Origin of the sequence: Asanoa siamensis, from assembly GCF_016862555.1 — a bacterium.
Taxonomy (GTDB): Bacteria; Actinomycetota; Actinomycetes; order Mycobacteriales; family Micromonosporaceae; genus Asanoa; species Asanoa siamensis.
The window spans coordinates 1-18,572 of the sequence record NZ_BONE01000121.1 but is presented as its reverse complement, the minus strand read 5'-3'; the positions used below and the strand labels follow the sequence as shown (position 1 = coordinate 18,572).

General features: G+C 73.4%; 19 protein-coding genes. 10 read left to right on the top strand and 9 right to left on the bottom strand.

Annotation, left to right across the window (positions count from 1 at the left end; translation table 11 throughout):
• Window positions 1-242: 242 nt before the first annotated feature.
• Window positions 243-719, top strand: a complete 477-nt coding sequence (locus Asi02nite_RS38525; protein WP_203718996.1) for a GNAT family N-acetyltransferase — start codon at window positions 243-245, stop codon at window positions 717-719.
• On the opposite strand, the gene Asi02nite_RS42500 is transcribed toward Asi02nite_RS38525, so the two are convergent.
• From Asi02nite_RS42500 to Asi02nite_RS38495, 6 genes are all read right to left on the bottom strand, one after another.
• Entirely contained in the window at window positions 716-1,324 is a 609-nt protein-coding gene (locus Asi02nite_RS42500) for a TetR/AcrR family transcriptional regulator (protein ID WP_203718995.1), read from the bottom strand. The genes Asi02nite_RS38525 and Asi02nite_RS42500 overlap by 4 nt on opposite strands.
• 5 nt (window positions 1,325-1,329) lie before the next feature.
• Complete coding sequence (locus Asi02nite_RS38515) at window positions 1,330-2,574, bottom strand: MFS transporter (RefSeq protein WP_203718994.1); 1,245 nt, start codon at window positions 2,572-2,574, stop codon at window positions 1,330-1,332.
• Window positions 2,575-2,658: 84 nt separating this feature from the next.
• Window positions 2,659-3,834, bottom strand: a complete 1,176-nt coding sequence (locus Asi02nite_RS38510) for a PP2C family protein-serine/threonine phosphatase (RefSeq protein WP_203718993.1) — start codon at window positions 3,832-3,834, stop codon at window positions 2,659-2,661.
• Window positions 3,831-4,133, bottom strand: a complete 303-nt coding sequence (locus Asi02nite_RS38505; protein ID WP_203718992.1) for an STAS domain-containing protein — start codon at window positions 4,131-4,133, stop codon at window positions 3,831-3,833. The genes Asi02nite_RS38510 and Asi02nite_RS38505 overlap by 4 nt, the downstream gene beginning before the upstream one ends.
• Window positions 4,134-4,137: 4 nt before the next feature.
• On the bottom strand, window positions 4,138-4,656 hold the full coding sequence (smpB, locus tag Asi02nite_RS38500; RefSeq protein WP_203718991.1) for an SsrA-binding protein SmpB: 519 nt from the start codon (window positions 4,654-4,656) through the stop codon (window positions 4,138-4,140).
• Between the two features lie 45 nt (window positions 4,657-4,701).
• Entirely contained in the window at window positions 4,702-5,082 is a 381-nt protein-coding gene (locus tag Asi02nite_RS38495) for a hypothetical protein (protein WP_203718990.1), read from the bottom strand.
• Window positions 5,083-5,167: 85 nt separating this feature from the next.
• Between Asi02nite_RS38495 and Asi02nite_RS38490 the strand changes: the two genes are divergently transcribed.
• Both Asi02nite_RS38490 and Asi02nite_RS38485 read left to right on the top strand, forming a co-directional pair.
• Window positions 5,168-6,256, top strand: coding sequence for a Kelch repeat-containing protein (locus tag Asi02nite_RS38490; RefSeq protein WP_203718989.1), 1,089 nt, complete (start codon window positions 5,168-5,170; stop codon window positions 6,254-6,256).
• Between the two features lie 22 nt (window positions 6,257-6,278).
• Window positions 6,279-7,532 (top strand): MFS transporter, encoded by a 1,254-nt coding sequence (locus Asi02nite_RS38485; RefSeq protein WP_203718988.1) that lies wholly within the window; start codon window positions 6,279-6,281, stop codon window positions 7,530-7,532.
• Here the strand turns inward: Asi02nite_RS38485 and Asi02nite_RS38480 are convergent.
• Window positions 7,526-8,407: a L,D-transpeptidase family protein gene (locus Asi02nite_RS38480; protein WP_239127615.1), complete on the bottom strand. Its 882-nt coding sequence runs from the start codon at window positions 8,405-8,407 to the stop codon at window positions 7,526-7,528. The genes Asi02nite_RS38485 and Asi02nite_RS38480 overlap by 7 nt on opposite strands.
• A 111-nt stretch (window positions 8,408-8,518) precedes the next feature.
• Here Asi02nite_RS38480 and Asi02nite_RS38475 point away from each other — a divergent pair, with 111 nt between their 5' ends.
• Genes Asi02nite_RS38475 through Asi02nite_RS38455 form a run of 5 tightly spaced genes read left to right on the top strand, consistent with a single transcriptional unit; the run spans window position 8,519 to window position 11,696 of the window.
• Window positions 8,519-8,692, top strand: a complete 174-nt coding sequence (locus tag Asi02nite_RS38475) for a ribonuclease (RefSeq protein WP_239127614.1) — start codon at window positions 8,519-8,521, stop codon at window positions 8,690-8,692.
• Window positions 8,693-8,734: 42 nt separating this feature from the next.
• Window positions 8,735-8,989, top strand: a complete 255-nt coding sequence (locus Asi02nite_RS38470) for a hypothetical protein (protein WP_203718986.1) — start codon at window positions 8,735-8,737, stop codon at window positions 8,987-8,989.
• A gap of 53 nt (window positions 8,990-9,042) precedes the next feature.
• Window positions 9,043-9,600 (top strand): phosphodiesterase, encoded by a 558-nt coding sequence (locus Asi02nite_RS38465; RefSeq protein ID WP_203718985.1) that lies wholly within the window; start codon window positions 9,043-9,045, stop codon window positions 9,598-9,600.
• A 34-nt stretch (window positions 9,601-9,634) separates the two neighbouring features.
• Window positions 9,635-10,600, top strand: a complete 966-nt coding sequence (locus Asi02nite_RS38460; RefSeq protein ID WP_203718984.1) for a methyltransferase — start codon at window positions 9,635-9,637, stop codon at window positions 10,598-10,600.
• A 4-nt stretch (window positions 10,601-10,604) separates the two neighbouring features.
• Window positions 10,605-11,696: a carboxylate-amine ligase gene (locus tag Asi02nite_RS38455; protein ID WP_203718983.1), complete on the top strand. Its 1,092-nt coding sequence runs from the start codon at window positions 10,605-10,607 to the stop codon at window positions 11,694-11,696.
• Window positions 11,697-11,703: 7 nt separating this feature from the next.
• On the opposite strand, the gene Asi02nite_RS38450 is transcribed toward Asi02nite_RS38455, so the two are convergent.
• Window positions 11,704-12,549 (bottom strand): oxygenase MpaB family protein, encoded by an 846-nt coding sequence (locus Asi02nite_RS38450; RefSeq protein ID WP_203718982.1) that lies wholly within the window; start codon window positions 12,547-12,549, stop codon window positions 11,704-11,706.
• A 60-nt stretch (window positions 12,550-12,609) separates the two neighbouring features.
• Window positions 12,610-14,853: a catalase gene (locus tag Asi02nite_RS38445; protein ID WP_203718981.1), complete on the bottom strand. Its 2,244-nt coding sequence runs from the start codon at window positions 14,851-14,853 to the stop codon at window positions 12,610-12,612.
• A gap of 89 nt (window positions 14,854-14,942) precedes the next feature.
• Here Asi02nite_RS38445 and Asi02nite_RS38440 point away from each other — a divergent pair, with 89 nt between their 5' ends.
• Window positions 14,943-15,851: a hypothetical protein gene (locus Asi02nite_RS38440; protein WP_203718980.1), complete on the top strand. Its 909-nt coding sequence runs from the start codon at window positions 14,943-14,945 to the stop codon at window positions 15,849-15,851.
• A 187-nt stretch (window positions 15,852-16,038) separates the two neighbouring features.
• The coding region (locus Asi02nite_RS38435) for an ATP-binding protein (RefSeq protein WP_203718979.1) at window positions 16,039-18,572 on the top strand (2,534 nt) is incomplete at its 3' end.

Genomic DNA, 18,572 nt, shown 5'->3' with positions numbered 1-18,572 from the left:
GTGGGATCTCCCGCGGGACGGCCGGCGCGGTAGCGGTCGCGGCGGGTGCGACCTCGGCCGCGGTCGAGCAGCCACCGGCGGCGAGCACGAGCACGGCGGCGAGGACGGCGATCTTTCGTTCCATCGGCGCATTCTCCGGCCCGGACCGCCGCGGATCCCGTCACGACGCGTGCATCCCCGCTCACTGTCGGGTTGCCGTCAACCTGGGTCGCCCGGCGGCTCGGCTACGCTGTTACAGCATCATGTCGTTCACACTGGTGCCCTTCACCGCCGAGCGGGCCGCCCTCGTCGCCGGCTGGGTGCGGTCCGCCGACGAGGCCGACAGATGGTGTTCGCGGGCCGAGCATCCGTTTCCCGCCGATGTGGTCGCCGGCTGGTCCCGGGAGGACGACGTCGCCGCCTACCTGCTGCTCGACGGCTCCCGCGTCGTCGCGTACGGCGAGGTCTGGTCCGACGACGAGGACGACGAGGCCGAGATCGCCCGGGTGCTGGTCGACCCGGGCGAGCGGGGCCGGGGTGTCGGCCGGGCGCTGACCAGGGCACTGGCCGCCCGGGCGGGGTTCGACGACGTCTTCCTGCGGGTGCGGCCCGACAACGCGGCCGCGCTCGCGACCTACCGGGGAGCCGGGTTCGCCGACGTCGCGCCCGAGTTGCAGCGGCAGTGGAACGCCCCGCAGCCCCGGCCCTACACCTGGCTGCGCTGGACCGGCACGCCTTAGGCCAGCGCCGCGTCGAGCAGCATCGCCGCCATGGCGCGGCCCGCGGCGAGGTCGCCGGCCGGGTCGCCGTCCATGCGCATCTTGACCGCGATGCCGTCGTACACGATGTGCAGTTGCTGTGCCAACGCCTCCGGATCGGTGGCGCCGGCCTCGCGAGCCAGGTCGGCGAAGAGCCCGCGCACCCACACCCGGTAGGCGTCGGCGGCGGCCAGGGACGCGGCACCCGGCATCGCCTCGGCCGTGGCCGAGATGAACGGGCAACCCCGCGACTCCGGGTTGAGGAAGCGGGCCCCCTGGATCTCGAAGATGCCCAGGATCTTCTCCCGCGGGGTGGCGTAGGCGACCAGGCCGTCGGTGAGGCGCTTCTCGGTCGCCGCGTGCCGCCCTTCGAGGTAGGCCCGGATCAACTCGTCCTTGCTCCCGAACGTGTTGTAGAGCGAGGCCTTCGCGACGCCGGCGTGCTCGATCACCCGGTCGATGCCGACGACGTGGACGCCCTCGCGGTAGAACAACTCGTCGGCCGCGGCGAGCAGGCGCTCCCGCGCCGAGGGCCGTGCGGTGCGGACCGCCGTCATCTCGTCCACCGCCTTCCGTCCGCCGTCCATCGTAGTCACGCCGCCGGTCGCATCCGGGGCGTGTGCCGGCGCAGCAGGCCCACGCCGGCGAGCGCGGCCAGCACGATCACGGCGACACCGTACTCGCGGGCCGTGTCCAGCAGGCCGCCCGCGTGCACGACCAGGTAGCCGGCGATCACCGCGGGCACACCCAGGCCGAGGTACGAGACGACGTAGAGCAGCGCGAGCACGCCGGCCCGCTCGTGTGCGGCGACCAGGGGCACCACGATCCGGATCGCGCCCTGGAAGCCGCTGCCGAAGCCGATGCCGGCGACGCCCGTCGCGATCAGGAACGCCACGGTGGAGCCGGCCGAGATCGCGGCCAGCGAGCCGGCCACGCCGATGATCAGGGCGACGATGCCGACCGTGAGCGCCACGTGCGGCGGGCGCTTGTCGACCGCCAGCACCGTCAGCGCCGCGACGGCGGCGAGCACGAACAGGCCGAGGCCGCCGTAGACCGCCGACGACGAGCCGGCGAGGTTGCGCACCAGCGCCGGGCCGAGCGACGCGTAGAAGCCGGCCAGCGCCCAGACGGCGAACAGCACCGGCGCCGCGATCGCCACCGGGCCGCGGACGGCGCGGGGCAGCTTGATCTCCGGGATCAGCGAGCGCCGGGCGCCGCGAGCGCGCGTGACGGTCTCCGGCATCAGGACCACGCCGACCGCCTGGACCGCCAGGACGCCGAGCAGGACGAGGTAGATCAGGTGGGTCGGGGCCGGGAGGAACTGCACGACCAGGGCCGAGAGCAGGGCGCCGCCGCCGGTGCCGATGCCGGGCGCGACGGCGTTGGCGGTCGTGCCGCGGACGCGGTCGATGTCGAGCATGCCGGCGCCGAGGGCGGCCAGCGCCGCGCCGGTGGCCAGGCCCTGGACGACCCGGGCGGCGAGCAGGGTCGGCACGCCGCCCGCGAAGGCGAACACCACCAGCGCGGCGGCCTGGACGAGCAGGGCGACGAAGAGGACCGGGCGCCGGCCGACGTGGTCGGAGAGGCGGCCGAAGACCAGCAGCGAGAGGAGCACCGCGACCGCGTACACGCCGAAGACGACCGTCGTGGTCATGGGGGAGAAGTGCCATTCCGCCTGGTACGTGGCGTAGAGCGGGGTCGGCGCGCTGGAGGCGGCCAGCAGGGAGACGACGATCGACGCGAGCAGGACCAGTGAGCTGGTACGCCCGAGGCGGAAGCGACCGCGGAGGCCGGTGGTGTCAGCCGACCGTTCGGCGGCGACGGTGGTCGGGCTCACGGGCGCTCCCTTGGATAGACCTGTCTGTCTAGTTCGAGGCCAACACTAGACAGACCTGTCTGTGGGAGCAATGTGTCCTGGGTCCTAGGGCACGGCGCGCGCGGCGGCCGCCGGCGACCACTCGACCATCACCAGCGTCGCGTCGTCGCGGGGCGATCCGGCCTGGTGGTCGATCACCGCGTGCGACATCCGGCGCAGCGTCTCGGCCGCCGGCAGGTCCTCGGCGGCCACGCTCTCCGCCAGCGCGACCAGCCGGTCGAGCCCGAACTGCGCGCCGAACGGGTCGCGGGCCTCGGTCACACCGTCGGTGTAGAGCAGCAGCCGGTCGCCGGGCTCGAAGACGGCCTCCGCGACCGGGGTGTCGCCCGCCAGCACGCCGAGCGGCGTGCGGCCGCCGCCGTCCAGCGTCCGGACCGCCCGCCCGGCCCGCAGCAGCACCGGCGGAGGGTGGCCGGCGTTGACGTAGCGCAGCCGTCCGTCCGAGAGGGACAGTTCGGCCAGCACGGCGGTGACGAAGCGCGAGTCGCGGAACTCGTCGACCAGCACCCGGTCGGCGGCCGCCGCGCCCTCGGCGAGGCCGGCCCCGCCGACGCGCCCGGCCCGGACCGCGCCCAGGGTCGCCGCGGTGGCCAGCGCCGCCCGCATGCCCTTGCCGACCGCGTCGTAGATCGCCAGGCGGGCGACGTCACCGTCGACCGCGTAGTCGAACGCGTCGCCGCCGACCTCGTAGCACGGCTCCAGCACCGCCGTGACCACGAGTTGCCGGCTCGCGAAGGTCAGCGGCGGCAGCAGCTTCCAGAGCAGGTCGGCCGCCGGCGTCATCGGCCGCGACCGGCGGATCCGCTGCAGGTCGTCGCCGTAGAGGTTCTTGGCCGTGATCAGGTGGCCGGCCATGCCGGCGACGAGGCGGGCACCGGCCAGTGTGGGATACGGGTCGGCGCCGGGCGGCGGCACGACCCGCAGCACACCGAGGCGCTCGGTGCCGTTGACGACCGGCACCCAGGCGGGCGGGCCGGCGACGGTGCGCCCGACGGCGAACGCCCGGCCGGCCGCGCTGCCGTCGACCGGCTCCGGCTCACCCGTCGCGGGCGGCATGGGTCGCAGCGTGCGCTGCTCGTAGTCGACGAGGTAGAGCACGGCCTCGGCACCGGTCGGCGCGACCGCCTCCGTCACCGTCCGGCCGAGATCGGCGGGGCCGACGAGGTGGCCGGTCTCGACCAGCGTCTCGAGCACCGCGCGCCACGCGTCCGGCGTGGTCATCCGGTCGGCAGGCCGAACAGGGGCGCCACGTTGGTCAGCCGCAGCACCTGGGCGACGATCGGCTGTGGATCCCGGACGACGAGGCGGACCTCCTGGCGCAGGGCGACCGTGCGGGCCTGCAGCAGCGCCCGGACCCCGCTGGAGTCGAGGAACGGCACCTCGGAGAGGTCGACGACCACGGGATCCGCGCCGGTCTCGATCGCGGCGATGATCGCGTGCTCGACCTCGAGATGCGAGTCGAGGTCGACGTCCCCCCGGACGTAGATCACGGTGCCCTGGTCGGACTGGTCCTCGGTCATCCGGTCAGCGTAGGTCACGCCCGGCGCGCCGGCCCTTCAGTCGGCGCCCGACCTCGCGGGCGATCTCCCGGTTGGCGTCGCGCGCGGCCAGGACCTGGCGTTTGTCATATTCCCGGAGGCCCCGGGCGATGCCGAGCTCCACCTTGGCCCAACCGTTCTCGAAGTAGAGCGCGAGCGGGACCAGGGTCACCCCCGGCTCCCGGATCTTGGCGAGGATGCGGTTGATCTCGGCGCGGTGCAGCAGGAGCTTGCGCGTGCGGCGCGGCCCGTGGTCGGACCAGCCGCGCACCGCGTACTCGGCGATGTGCAGCCCGTAGAGGTGCAACTCGCCCTCGAGCTCCTGCGCGAACGCGCCGACCAGCGACGCGCGCCCGAGCCGCAGGGCCTTCACCTCGGTGCCACGCAGCACGAGACCCGCCTCGTAGGTCTTGAGGATCTCGTACTCGTGCCGGGCCCGCTTGTTGGTCGCGATCATGCGGCGCGGTGTCTCCCGACGCGCGCTCCCCTGGGGCCGGCTGCTCATGGCGGACAAGTCTGCCAGCGCACCCTGTCCGCCCGCCCGCGAATATCAGCTCTCGCGGAAGCCCTCCCGCATCCGGCGGAAGAAGCCGCCGTCCCGCGGCAACGAGGGCGCCGGCGGCACCGGGCGGGCGGCCCGGCGGGCGACCGGCTGGTCGTAGTCGGTGTTCGCGATCGCGTCGACGACCTGCGCCTCGGTGAAGTCCTCGGAGCCGGGGATCACGGGCACGAAGCCCACCAGCATGCCGTCGCGCATCACCTGCGCCTCGAGCCCGGCGGTGCCGTCGGTGTCCCAGAACGCCTCGCGGTCACCGGGCAGCACGACCCGGATGCCGGTCTGTGAGCGGCCGGCGCTGGCCTGCGCGACGTGCGCCGGGACACCCCGATCGCGCAGCGCGTCGACCACCCGGCGGGCGCGGTTCTCGTCCATGAGCGCGAAGGTAGCGCGGGCGGGTGGAAACTGGCTGTGCGCCGCCCGGTGTGAACCTGGGAACTCGCTGAGGACTCGTGCGGGTATGAGGCGTCTCACGCTCCCGCTGCTGCTCGTCGTGCTGGCCGGCTGTGCCGGCAACCCACCCGCCCCCGAACCCGCACCACCGGCACCTCCGGGGGACGTGATGCGGGTCGCCCGGGCCGCGCACACCGCCACGCCGCTGCCGGACGGCCGGGTAGTCGTGGTCGGCGGTTGTGCCACCGACGGCTGCGGCGGCACGGACCTCGCGGTCGCGTCCGAGATCTACGCCGGCGGCGGGTTCACCGCCGGCCCGCCGCTGTCAGGCCCGCGGTTCAACCACACCGCGACCGCGCTGGGCGACGGCCGGGTCCTGGTCGCGGGCGGCTTCCCGGACGAGCGGTCGGCGCCGAACGGCACCGCGGAGGTGTTCACCGGTGACCGCTTCGCGCCGGTCGGGGCGATGACGGCCCGGCGCGGCAACCACACGGCGACCCGGCTGCGCGACGGGCGGGTCCTGCTGGTCGGCGGCGTGTCCGGGCGGTCCGCGCTGGCGACGGCCGAGGTCTTCGACGGCGACGCGTTCCGCGCCGTGGCGCCCATGCCGGGACCACGCTCGCGGCACGGTGCGGCGCTGCTCGCCGACGGGCGGGTGCTGGTGGTCGGCGGGCAGGCGGCCACGCCCCACGGCATGGCGCTGCTCGACACCGCCCTGCTCTACGACCCGGCGCGGGACGTCTGGGAGCGGGTGCCGGGCCGGCTGCCGGTGCCCGCCTACAAGCTGGCGGTCGCGCCGCTGCCCGACGGCCGGGCGCTGGTGGTGGGTGGGCAGACGGCCGACGACCCCGACGCGCGGCTGGCGACGACGCTGGTCTACGCCGACGGGCGGTTCCACGAGGGACCGGCCATGGCGGAACCCCGCTACAAGATCTCCGACGCGGTGGTCACCCTGCCGGACGGCCGGGTCGCGGTCGCGGGCGGTTTCGGTGTCGAGGTGTACGCCGAGGGCGGCTTCCGGCCGGTGGTCCGCGGCACGGTCGAGCGGCAGTACCCGGCGATGGCGGCGCTGCCGGACGGCTCGGTGCTGGTGACGGGCGGCTACGACGACCGCACCCGGGTCACGGCCACCGTGCTGCGGGTCGACCTGACCTGAGGAGACCTGGAACAGTCGGCGGATGGACCTCGCGCCGTTGCGACAGCGCGACTTCGCGCTGCTGTTCACCGCCGGCCTGATCTCGCTCACGGGCAACTGGGTGCTCAGCGTCGCGCTGCCGTTGGCGGTGCTGGAGCTGACCGGCTCACCCGCCGCGGTCTCCGCCGTCGTGGTCGCCGGCCTGCTGGGCACGATCACGGCCGGCGCGGTCGCCGGGGTCTACGTGGACCGCTGGGACCGCCGCCGGGTCGTCGTGACGGCCAACGTCCTGCAGGTCGTCGTGCTCCTGCCGCTGCTGCTGGTGCGTACCGCCGACCAGGTCTGGATCGTGGTGGCGGTCGCGTTCGCGACGCAGGTGCTCGCCCAGTTCTTCCAGCCCGCGGAGAACGCGCTGCTGCCGGACCTCGTCGACGCGGCCCACCTGCCCGCCGCGAACGCGCTGAACACGCTCAACAACAACGTGGCCCGGCTGGTCGGCCCGGCGCTCGGCGGGGTGGTCGCCGTCGCGGGTGGGCTGGGCGGCGCGGCCGCCCTGGACGCGGCCACGTTCGCCGTCGCCGCGCTGCTCTGCGCCCTGATCCGCGGGCGGCACCGGGCCGCGGCGGCCGCGGCTGATCGGAACCTCCGGCGTGAGCTGGTCGAGGGCCTGCGCGCCGTGGCCCACAACAGGATCGTCCGGGCGATCTTCGTCGTCCTCGGCGTCTCGTCGGTGGGCGAGGGCATGATGGGCACACTGTTCGCCGTCTACGTCACCGACGCGCTGCACGCCGGCGGCCGGGAGCTGGGCTGGCTGATGTCGGCCCAGGCCGTCGGCGGCATCGTCGGCAGCCTGCTGGCGACCCGGCTCACCGCGCGGTTCCGCCCGGTGCCGCTGATCACCGCCTCCTGGACCGTCTTCGGGCTCGTCGACGTCGTCATCTTCAACTACCCGCGCTGGGACACGACGCTCTGGCCGGTGATCGCGCTGTTCGTGCTCGTCGGTGTCCCGGTCGGCGTCCACGTCGGCGCCGTCTGGACCCTCTTCCAGATCGAGACCCCGGACCGGTTGCGCGGCCGGGCGTTCTCGGCCATCTGGCTCGGCGCGTCGGTCGCCTCCGTGCTCGGTGCCGGGATCGCCGGCGTCCTCGGCGACCGCGTCGACGTGCTGACGCTGCTCACGGTGCAGGGGGTCGGCTGTGTCGTGGCCGGCCTGAGCTTCCGCGTGTTGGCCGGCCGGGGTCCGGCGACGCTGGTGCGCCCCGAACCCGAGCCGGCCCCGGCGGTGGCGCGTCAGTAGCGGCCGAGGTTCGCGCGGGGCGCCAGCACGATCCGCGGGGCGGCCGCCGGGTCCAGCCACTCCAGCACCCGCAGCAGGTTCGCCTGCGTCAGCGAGACGCAGCCGGCGGTGGCGCCGCTGCCCGCCACGTGCAGGAAGATGCCGCTGCCGCGGGCCGGCGTGGCCGTGCGTACCGGGATGTTGTAGTTGATGACCGCGAAGTAGTTGTACTGCGGCACCTCCTGCCACAGCGCCTCGCTGAAACCACCCGGATCCGCACCGTGGAAGAAGCTGTTGTATCCCGGTGTGTCCGGGTTCTCGTTCCACCAGTCGTCGGCCACGAGGCGGTGGTAGGCGTACTTCAGGCCCGGATCGGGGCTCACGCCGTACATCGTGGAGCCGAAGCTGTAGACGCCCGTCGGCGTCGTGGCGACGCCCTCCACGTGGTTGTCGCTGAAGCCCTTGCTGCCGATCCGCGCGTTCATCACGCCGAACTTCGGCCGCCAGACGCCGCCGGTCTTCTCGAACGTCTCGAGGGAGGCGACACTCGTCCCGAAGCCGTCGCTGTGGACGACGACGACCTGGCGCGTGCTCGCCGGGATGGTGCGCAACCGCGACGCGAGGTTGTCCGCCGGCGCCGCGGCCTTCGTGCCCGGCGGCTTCGACGGCGCGACCGTCGGCTTCGCGGACGGTCTCCCCGACGGTGTCGCCGTCGGCCCCGCCGTGCCCATCGCGTCGACCGGACCGGCGGCCTCGGTCACCTCGGTCTCCGCCGGAGCCGATCCGGCGGCCACCGTGTCGGTCCTGGCCGGATCCGCGCACGACGTCAGCCCGAACGCACCGACCAGTGCCATCGCGACGACCCCGAACGCGGCCCGTCGCATCCCCGTACGCATCCCTGCTCCTCCATCACCGCGCCACCCCGCCGAGGTCTCCAGCGTTCCGGACCCCGTTTCCGTTACACGCCCTCGCTGTTTGCCGGGTTCACGGTCGGGTACATCGATGCCGTGACATCGACACCGGAGCAAGACGCGCGTGAGACCGGTCAGATCTTCGAGGACGCCGAAGGGCGGCGGACCACCGACCCCGGCAAGGCGGTGGAGCACGCCCAGGAGGAGGCCGACCGCAACGAGGAGCACCTGAAGCGCGGCGAGGTCGGCCCGCGCGTCCCGGAGGAGTAGCCACCCCGGTTTGACGCGGTGGGCACGGGGTACCGGCCCGCCATGACCACCAGCGACGCCCTCCTGCAGGGCGGCCCCCGCGACGGCACGGAGTTCGCCTCCGAAGGCGCCGGCCTGATCGAGCTCGAGATCGACGGGAAGGTGCACCGCTACATCCCGACGATGCGCCGGCTCGACGACAAGGCCGTCTACACCTACGACGGCGAGGTCGACCCGACCGGAGCCCAGGACGGCGTCGAGAACGCGCGGGACCGCTCCGCGTCACCGACCGCCGCCGACCGGGAGCCCCCGGACTGAGCGTGGTGTTCCGCGCGCTCGCCCGCCTCCGCCACGGACGTGCGGTCCACACCGTGGGTCGCACGTTCGAGGCCACCCTCACCTGCACCGGCACCGCCGGCTCGGGGTTCGCGCTCTTCGACCGGCCCGGCACGCACCCGGCCCTGGTCCGGCTGTCCCGCGGGGCCGGCCTGCCCCGCGGCTGGCCGGACGTGCTCGGCGTCGCGGTGCGCGTCCCGGACCTGGACCTGCTGGTCTCGACCTCACTCGGCCGGGCACCGCTGGCACGCCAGATCCCTTTCCTCAGGCGGGCCGTCCCCACCACCTACACCTCGATCGCCAGCTACCGGACGCGGGACGGGCGGCGGCTGCTGGGCGTCCTCCCGGCGTCCGCGCCGGCCCGGTTCCTGGTGGCCACGGCCACCCGCCTCGGCCCGTGGCGCGTCGCGGGGCGGATCGACCTGGGCGAGCCGCTGCCGGCGGAAGCCGACGCGCGACTCGCCTTCGACCCCCTGATGACCTCGGTCCCCGGCGTCGTCGCCGACGGGCTCCTGTGGCGGTGGCGGGCCACGGCGTACCGGCAGAGCCGCGCCGGTCGCCGGCTGGGTGACCGCGAGCCGGTGCGTGGTTGAACCGGTAGGAAGCGGGCATTCGCGGAACATGACCATGACCGATCGCGCGCGGACCGCCGATGCCGCGCTGACCGGGGCGGACGCGGCCCTCTGCGATCTCGGCGCGGCGCTGCGGGCAGCCGGCTACCGGTTCACTACCGTCACTCCGGCCACGCACGAGCGGGTCAACCGCCGGCCCGCGAACGCGTGGGCGACCGACCCGCGGGGTGTGTTCGGCTGGAGCCGGCCCTTCACCGAGGACGTGCTGCCACCATCGACGGTCGCGGCGATGGACGCCGCGGGCGTCCGCGTCCCGCACGGCGCCGGCTGGCGCAGCCTGGTCCGGTTCTCGTCGTACGACGATGAGCAGTTCGTCCACTCGGCGTTCCCGACCGACGCCGCCGACGCGGTCTTCCTGGGTCCCGACACCTACCGGATGGCGGACGCGGCGATCGCCCACGTCGTGGCGCGGCGCCGGCCCGTGCGGCGGGCCGTCGACATCGGCTGCGGCACGGGTGCGGGTGCCGTCGCGGTGGCCAAGCGCCTGCCTGGCGCGGAGGTCATGGCCGTCGACATCAACCCCACGGCCCTGCGGTACGCGCGGGTCAACGCGGCGCTGGCCGGCGCGGACGGCCTGCGGGTGCGGCACAGTGACCTGCTCGACGGCGTACCGGGTGATCTCGACCTGATCATCTCCAACCCGCCGTTCATGATCGACCCGGCGGGGCGGGCGTACCGGCACGGCGGACCGCAGGGGCACGAGCTGCCGATCGCGATCCTCGACGCGGCCACGCGGCGCCTCGCGCCGGGCGGCTCCCTGGTGCTGTTCGCGGGGACCGGTGTGGTCGACGGCCGGGACCTGTTCCGGGAGGCCGCCGCGGCCACGCTGGCGGGCACCGACCTGGACTGGGCCTACCGCGAGGTCGACCCGGACGTCTACAGCGAGGAGCTCGACGGCCCCGCGTACGCCCACGCCGAGCGGATCGCCGTCGTCGTGCTCACCGCCGTCCGGGCGGGCTGAGCACATGGTGCCGACCCTGGGCGTCGAGGAGGAGTACCTGCTCCTCGATCCGGTCACCGGCCACAACGTCCCGGTGGCCGACGAGGTCTACGCGGCCCTGCCCGAGGAGGTCGCGGGCCAGAGCCGGCGGGAGTTCCGGCGCAGCATGGTGGAGATGGTCACCCCGGTGTGCCGGACGCTCGCCGAGGTGCGGCAGAGCCTGTTCACCCTGCGCGTCGCCGCCGCCAAGGCCGCGGCCACCGCCGGCGCCCGGTTGGTGGCGGTCGGCGCGACCCCGATCGCGGACCCGGACCGCACGGTCTCCGACGATCCCCGGTTCCGCCGGATCGTCGACCACTACGGCCCGGTCGTCGCGCACCCCGCCGTCTGCGGCTGCCACGTCCACGTCGGCGTCCCGGACCGTGACGTGGCGATCCAGGTCGGCAACCACCTGCGGGTGTGGCTGCCGGTGGTGCAGGCGATCGCGGTCAACTCGCCGCTGCACGCGGGCGCCGACACCGGGCACGCGAGCTGGCGCGCGATGCAGCTCGACCGCTGGCCGAGTCTCGGGCCGACGCCCTGGTTCGCGTCCACCGAGGACTACGACCGCACGGTGCGGGCGCTGGTCGCCTCCGGCGTGATGCTCGACGAGACGATGGTGCTCTGGCACGCCCGGCCGTCCGCGCGCTACCCGACCGTCGAGGTGCGGGTCACCGACGTCTGCCTCACGATCGACGACGCGGTGCTGGTCGCCGGTCTCGTCCGCGCGCTGGTCGCCACCGCGATCGACGACATCGCCGCGGGCCGGCCGGCGCCGCGCGCCCGCGGCGAGCTGGTGCGGGCCGCGCACTGGAACGCCGCCCACACGGGCCTCACGGGCACCCTGACCGACCCGCGCACCGGCGGGAGCCGGCCGGCCTTCGAGCTCGTGGACGAGCTCGTCGCCACGGTGCGCCCGGCACTGGACCGGCACGGCGACCTCACGCCGGCCCTCCAGGGGCTGGACGCGCTGCGCGAGCGGGGCACGGGTGCCGACTGGCAGCGCCGCGTGCACGCCCGGACCCGGGACGTCGCCGCGATGCTCGCCGACCTGGGGCAACGGACGATCGAAGGCTAGCGGGCCGTCAGGGCGGTCCGAGCCGGCTGATCTCGTACCCGTGCGGGTGTGACCGCGTGACGATGCCGTCCTCGAACAGGCCGACCTCGCGCGGCCGGGCGAGATGCCGGGTCGCCAGCGCCCGACCCCGCATGACCAGGTGCAGGGCGGCGCTGACGGGCCGGACCGGCGCGGGTACGCCCGTGGCGGCGCGCAGGGGCGCGTCGTAGAGGGCGCCGACGAGCGGGTCGCCGAGCGGGGCGAGGGCGCGGGGGAGCCGGGCCAGCATCCGCATCCGGGTCGCGCGCTCGATGGCCGCCGCGTGGGGGTCGGGGCGCAGGTGCGCACGGTCGTACGCGTCGAACCAGCGCTCCAGCTCCGGGAGTGAGCCGGGAATGTCGGGGATGTTCATCCGCTCGCCCAGCTCCCGGTAGAACCGGTAGCTCGCCTCCCGCTCGTGGCAGCACGGCCGGCGCCAGCCGTAGCGGTCGAGCCAGCGCATCGGGACGACCATCAGGCAGGCCAGCACGTAGCGGAACTCGTCGGCGGGCACGTCGCGGTACGGGCGGTGCAACTGGTTGATCCGGCGGATCGCCGCCCGGCCGCGCTCGTGGTCGAAGCCGTGCAGCACGATCTCGTACATCAGCAGGCCCGTGTCGTCGAGCCGGCGTTGCGTGCGGTCGGTCAGCTCGCCGGTGCCGACCAGGATCGCGGCGACCTCCGGCATCGAGAACGTCCGGATGAACGCGAGGTTGAGCCCCATCCGCATGTCCCAGGGGAACTCGTAGCGGACCGTCGTCTGATAGATGGCGACGTGGTCGCGGCTCGGGTCGAGCGAGCGGATGCGCGCGAGGTTGCGGTACCGGTCCTTCACCGCCGACGAGCCTAGCCCGGCCGGGGCGGCTTCGGTTGCCGCCCCGGCCGGCTTGGGGGGTCAGGAGAGCGTGGCGGGGAACCGCTCCCAGACGCGGTGGCTCGCGAGCAGCGTCGACACGCCGGTCAGGGCGGCGGTCGCCGAGTCGGCGGTGACGACGCCCGGCATCCCGGTCAGCCCGGCGCCCTCCAGCACGTCGCTGCCGCCGCCGAAGGCGCCGATCGCCTTGGCGTGCCGCCAGCACTCGTCGACGAGCAGTTGCACCCGCGGGTCCACGTCGACCGCGACGGGCGCGCCCGCCTTGTCGTCGCGGGCCGGGATGGCGTCCGGCGCGGGGGCCGGGGCCGTCGCGAGCAGCAGCGCGTCGAACTCGACCGAGCGGGCGGTCGCGAACGTGCGCTGGACGGGCAGGTCGCCGACCATGCCGCCGTGCGGCCCGATCAGCAGGGGCACCATGCCGGCGGCGAACACGTCCCGGCGGACGGTGGCGACCCCGCTCAGGTCCGCGTCCGCGTCGACGACGATGCCGATGACCCGGCCGTCCGGCGGCCACTCCTGGCCCACCTGCGAGAGCGCCGGGCTGGGCTCGACCGTGGCCAGCGGCACCGTGGGCTCCGGGGCGGGCAGGCCGAGGCTGGTGGCGACCTGCGCGCAGAGCACCGGGTCGATGTTGGCGAGGCAGCGCAGCTGGCGCTCCTTGATCGCCTGCTCGTAGCACTTGCCCAGCTCGAACGCGTACGCCCGGACGATGTGCTCCTTCTCGACCGGCGACATGCTCTGCCAGAACAGCCGCACCTGGCTGTAGTGGTCGTCGAACGACACCGGGTTGGCGCGCACCTTCGGCGCCTCGGCGACGGTGACCGGCAGGTCGAGGAACGCGTCGTCGCCGCCCGGGAACGGGTTGCCGCCGTCGAGCGAGTTCGGCCGGTACGGCGCGACGCCCGCGTGCACCGCCTGCTGGTGGAAGCCGTCGCGGAGCATGTCGTTGACCGGCGCGTGCGGGCGGTTGATCGGGATCTGGTGGAAGTTGGGCCCGGCCAGCCGGGTCAGCTGCGTGTCCAGGTAGGAGAACAGCCGGCCCTGCAGCAGCGGGTCGTTGGTCACGTCGATGCCGGGCGGCAGGTGGCCCAGGTGGAACGCGACCTGCTCGGTCTCGGCGAAGAAGTTGCTCGGCACGCGGTTGAGCACCAGCTTGCCGACCGCCTGCACCGGCGCCAGCTCCTCGGGCACGATCTTGGTCGGGTCGAGCAGGTCGATCCCGGCGAACGTCTCGTCCGGCGTGTCCGGGAAGAGCTGCAGTCCGAGCTCCCACTCGGGGAACGCGCCCGCCTCGATCGCGTCGTACAGGTCGCGGCGGTGGAAGTCCGGGTCGACGCCGCTGGCGAGCTGCGCCTCCTCCCAAGTCAGGGAGTGCACGCCGAGCTTGGGCTTCCAGTGGAACTTGGCGAGCGTGGTTTCGCCCGCTTCGTTGACGAGCCGGAAGGTGTGGACGCCGAAGCCCTCCATGGTCCGGTACGAGCGGGGGATGCCGCGATCGGACATGTTCCACATCGTGTGATGCTGGGCCTCGGTGTGCAGCGACACGAAGTCCCAGAACGTGTCGTGCGCGCTCTGCGCCTGCGGGATCTCCCGGTCGGGGTGGGGCTTACCGGCGTGGATGATGTCCGGGAACTTGATCGCGTCCTGGATGAAGAACACCGGGATGTTGTTGCCGACCAGGTCGAACGTACCTTCGTCGGTGTAGAACTTCGTGGCGAAGCCGCGGGTGTCCCGGACGGTGTCGGCCGAGCCGCGGGAGCCGAGCACGGTGGAGAACCGCACGAAGACCGGCGTCTCCTTGCCCTGGCGCAGGAAGCCGGCCCGGGTGACGTCGGTGGCGCTGCCGTACCCGGTGAACACGCCGTGCGCCCCCGCGCCCCGCGCGTGCACGACGCGCTCGGGGATCCGCTCGTGGTCGAAATGCGTGATCTTCTCGCGGAAGTGGTGGTCCTGCAGCAGCGTCGGCCCGCGCGGGCCGGCCTTGAGCGAGTGATCGGTGTCGCGCAGCCGGGCGCCCTGCGCGGTGGTGAGGTATTCGCCGTGCTGGGCGTTGACCGTGGGCGGGGCGCCGTTCTCCGCGCCGGTCGGCGTGCGGTTCTCGGGCGTGCCGTGCTCGCTCTTGGGCGGCAGGGGATCCCGCGGCGTGGTGGGTTCGTCGACCGGCGGCGGCACGCTGCTGGGCGCGCCCGGCACCTTGTCGGTGAACACCTCCGCCACCTTGGCGGCCGCGGCCTCCACGGCGTCCTTGACCTTGCGAGCTTCCATCAGACGAGCCCTTTCGTTCGGCACTGCTCGACCGGGGCGGGCTACCCGGGATGCGGGCAGGTAAACAGCGGGCTCGCTAAGGTGTGCGCGTGTCGCGCAGAGGTGTCACGTGGGCCGTGCTCACGGCGGTGATGGTGGGGTTGTTCAGTGCGGCGTTCGCGACGCGCGCGGCGTGGGAGACGGCCCGCCCGCTGCCGGCGCCGGCGCAGACCCGGGCGCTGCTGGCGGAGATCCTGCCGGAGCAGGAGTTCACGGACGCCACGTCCGCTCCGGCGCTGTTCGTCGTGTACGGCCAGCCGCTGACCCTGGACATGGCGGGCTGGCTGCTGCTCGGGGACGGGGGCGAGTACGGCCCGGCGGGCGTCGGTGGCTCGGTCAACGGCCCGCCCGCACTGGCGCCGGCACGCACGGTCGAGACGGTCCGGCACAACCTGGCGGCGCGGGGCTGGAAGCTCTACCCGGACCTGGTCCGCGAGGTCTACTCGTGCGCGGGCCCACCCTGCGACCCGACGACGATCCCCACCTCGACGACCATCCAGGCCCGCCGCGGCGACACGGCCTTCACGATGGAGGTCTTCCCGACCTACACGGGCAACACCACATCGCTGGCGGCCACCTTCACCCGCACGGCCCCGTGGCCGGTCTACCCGGCCGCGGTGGCCGGCGGCCTCCTGGGCGCGGCGGCGGCGTACCTGCTCTTCGCCTGGGTGGCCCGCCGCGCCGGCGACCGACGCAGCAAGATCCTGCTGGGCGTCGCCCTGGTCTGCTGGTGGGGCCCGACCCTGCTGTCATTCCCGACGGCGACGGCTCACCATTTCAGCGAACCCCACCCGTCGGCGCATCCGCTGTGGGAGTGGCTGGGCCAACCGACGTTCTCGCTCCTCTTCCTCATCGGCTGCGCCTGCGCCCTGACGACCGTCGCGATGGCCTTCGCCCGCGAGTGGTCCTCTCGCGCGACCCCCACCTCATGGAGCCCTCAGCCGCCGCACGGCCGGTGAGACCGGAATTCCGGCTTGCGGTCACGATGATGCCGCCCTCAACCGGTGTGCACGTGGAGATCGTTTCGAACGGAACACGAAAGGATGGCATCCTCAACCATCCGGACCACGAGTGTCACCGGTGTGAAAGTCGGCCACGAGGAGGCTTGCCGCAGGCAGTCAGGCCTGAAAATTATGGAAGGCGATGATGACAGCACCGGTCACCAAAAGGGAAGCGGAGGTCCTCGAGCTACTCGCGGATCATCTAGCAAATGCACAGATAGCGACTAAACTCCATATCTCGGTACGTACGGTCGAAAGCCACGTCGCGGCGTTGCTGCGCAAGCACGGCGTAACCGATCGCAAGCAGCTGGCCAACCTCGCCCGCCAGCACCCGGCCGAGACCCGGAGGCGCCTGACCGGCCTGCCGACCCCGCTCACAAGCTTCGTCGGCCGCGTCGGGGAGCAGCACTCGGTTGGCGCAGCCATCCAGCGCGGTCCCCTGGTCACTTTGCTCGGGCCAGGCGGCGTGGGTAAGACTCGGCTGGCGACAGAGGTCGCCGAGGTCGTTTCGCCCATGTTCGACAACCGTGGTGGGTTCGTTGACCTCACGTCCGTACGTGGCGCCGTAGCGCCGGCCGTGGCAGCCGTCTTGGGCGTCTCGCCGCAACCCCAGCAGCCGCTGGTGGATGCCATCACCGACTCTTTGGGCGATCGGCCGGCCCTGCTGGTGCTGGACAGCTGCGAGCACCTGCTCGACGCGGTCGCCGAGCTGGTCGCCCGGCTGCTCGTGGACTGCCCCGGCACGGTGGTCCTGGCAACCAGTCGCGAACGCCTACGGCTACCCGGCGAACACATCGTGCCGGTCGACCCGCTGGACGTGCAGGACGACGCCACGACACTCTTCCGGGATCGCGCCGCCGCAGTGGATCCGAGGTTCAGCGCCGAGCCCGCCACGATTGTACGGATCTGCGCCCGCTTGGACGGGATGCCGCTGGCCATCGAACTGGCCGCCGCCCGCGCACCCGCGCTCGGTGCCCAAGGCCTGCTGACCGCGCTCGACGACGTCCTACGAGTCCTGGCCGGCGCGCGCAATCCCGACCCGCGCCACCGTTCGCTGCGCACGGTCATCGATTGGAGCCACCACCTGCTCCCTGCGGTGGAGCGGGAGGTGTTCCGTCGGCTCGCGATCTTCGACAGCCCGTTCGACCTGCCGGCCGCCACCGCCGTAGCCGAGGCAGGTGACGCCACGACCGTCGCGGACTTGCTGGGCCACTTGGTGGACAAGAACCTGGTGGTTTACGTGCCACAGGCCGCCCGGTGGCGCCTGCTCGACACGGTTCGCGCCTATGGACGCCAGCAGTTGGCTGCTGCCGGTGAGCAGGCCGCTGTGCGCCGTAGGCACCTTCGGTGGGCACAGACCGCCGCCACTGCTCTCGAGAAGCGCCTGCGCGGCGCCTGGCGCGACGAGTTCGATGCGGTCGTCGACGATCTGCGGGCCGCCCTGCGGGAAGTGCCGCCCAGCCCCGAACACACCGCGCACCAGCTAGCCCGAAGTCTCGGCCGGCTCGTCTACGCCCGTGGGCTCAGGCAGGAGGCGATCGGCCGCTACCGCGAAGCCGCCGTACTCGCCACCACACCCGCCGACGCGGCTGCGGACCTTCGTGCGGCCGCCGACTGCGCGGCAGTCAACTATCGGGCGGACCTGGCGTTCGAGCTGCTGCTGGCGGCCGCTGAGAAGGCCGCCCAGGCTGGCGACAGCAGCACCCGGGCCACCATGCTGGCCCGAGCTGTCGACCTCGGATGCCGATTCCGTGCACGGTTCGCCGTCTCGATCTCCGACGAGCGGCTCCGTGACTTACAGCAGGAGGCGGTCGCGAACGCCGGCGACCCACTCACCACGGCCGCGACGAGCATTACCGCCGCGTGGCTGCAGGGGCCACCCACACCCAATCCGGCACTGGCCGAGAGAGCGCTTGCCGCGGCGAGGGACGCGGGGGACCCGGAGATCCTCTGGGGCGCCATCGACACCATGACCTCCGTGTACGAGCGACAGGGCGAGCTGCGGCAGGCATACCGGCTTGCCCGCACTGGACTGCCGCTGCTGTACGAACTCGATCGCGACGATCCCCGCGCCGGTGCGACCGTCAACTCCATCCACCACATGACGGCCCTTTACGCCACGGTCGCCGGCGACTTCCCGGCCGCCATAGAGATCGCCCGGACCGCCGCCGCAGACCCGATAGCCGCCGAACGACTGTCTCTGGCCAGCATGCTCGTGCCGCCGCTGGTGCTCACCGGCGACTTCAACGAAGCCGTGCACCACGCCGACGCCATGTGGCACGCCTGGCAAGCCAGCGGCCGGGCGCCCGCCGGCTGGCTCTGGTTCGCCGCGGCCACCGCAGCCCTCGCGCACGGCCTCAACGAAGACCACGACGGCTACCGGCGTTGGCGCAACAGGATGACGGAACTTGCCGGACCACAGAACATCTTCCGCCTCCGCACCGCAGGATCGGCCCTGTTCGCCGACGCACGCATGGCGGTACACACCGGCGACATGACCGACGCGCCCACCATCGTCGAAGCAACTTTCGCGGATCGGACCGGCGGACCCCGCTACCGGGTCTTCTCATTCGCCGCCGCAGCAGAGCTCGCCGTAGCAGCCGCCCTGCCCGACGCCCTCCGTTACGTCGACGCGGCCGCAAAGCTCACCGCCGAAAACGACTGGGCGACAGCCTGCCT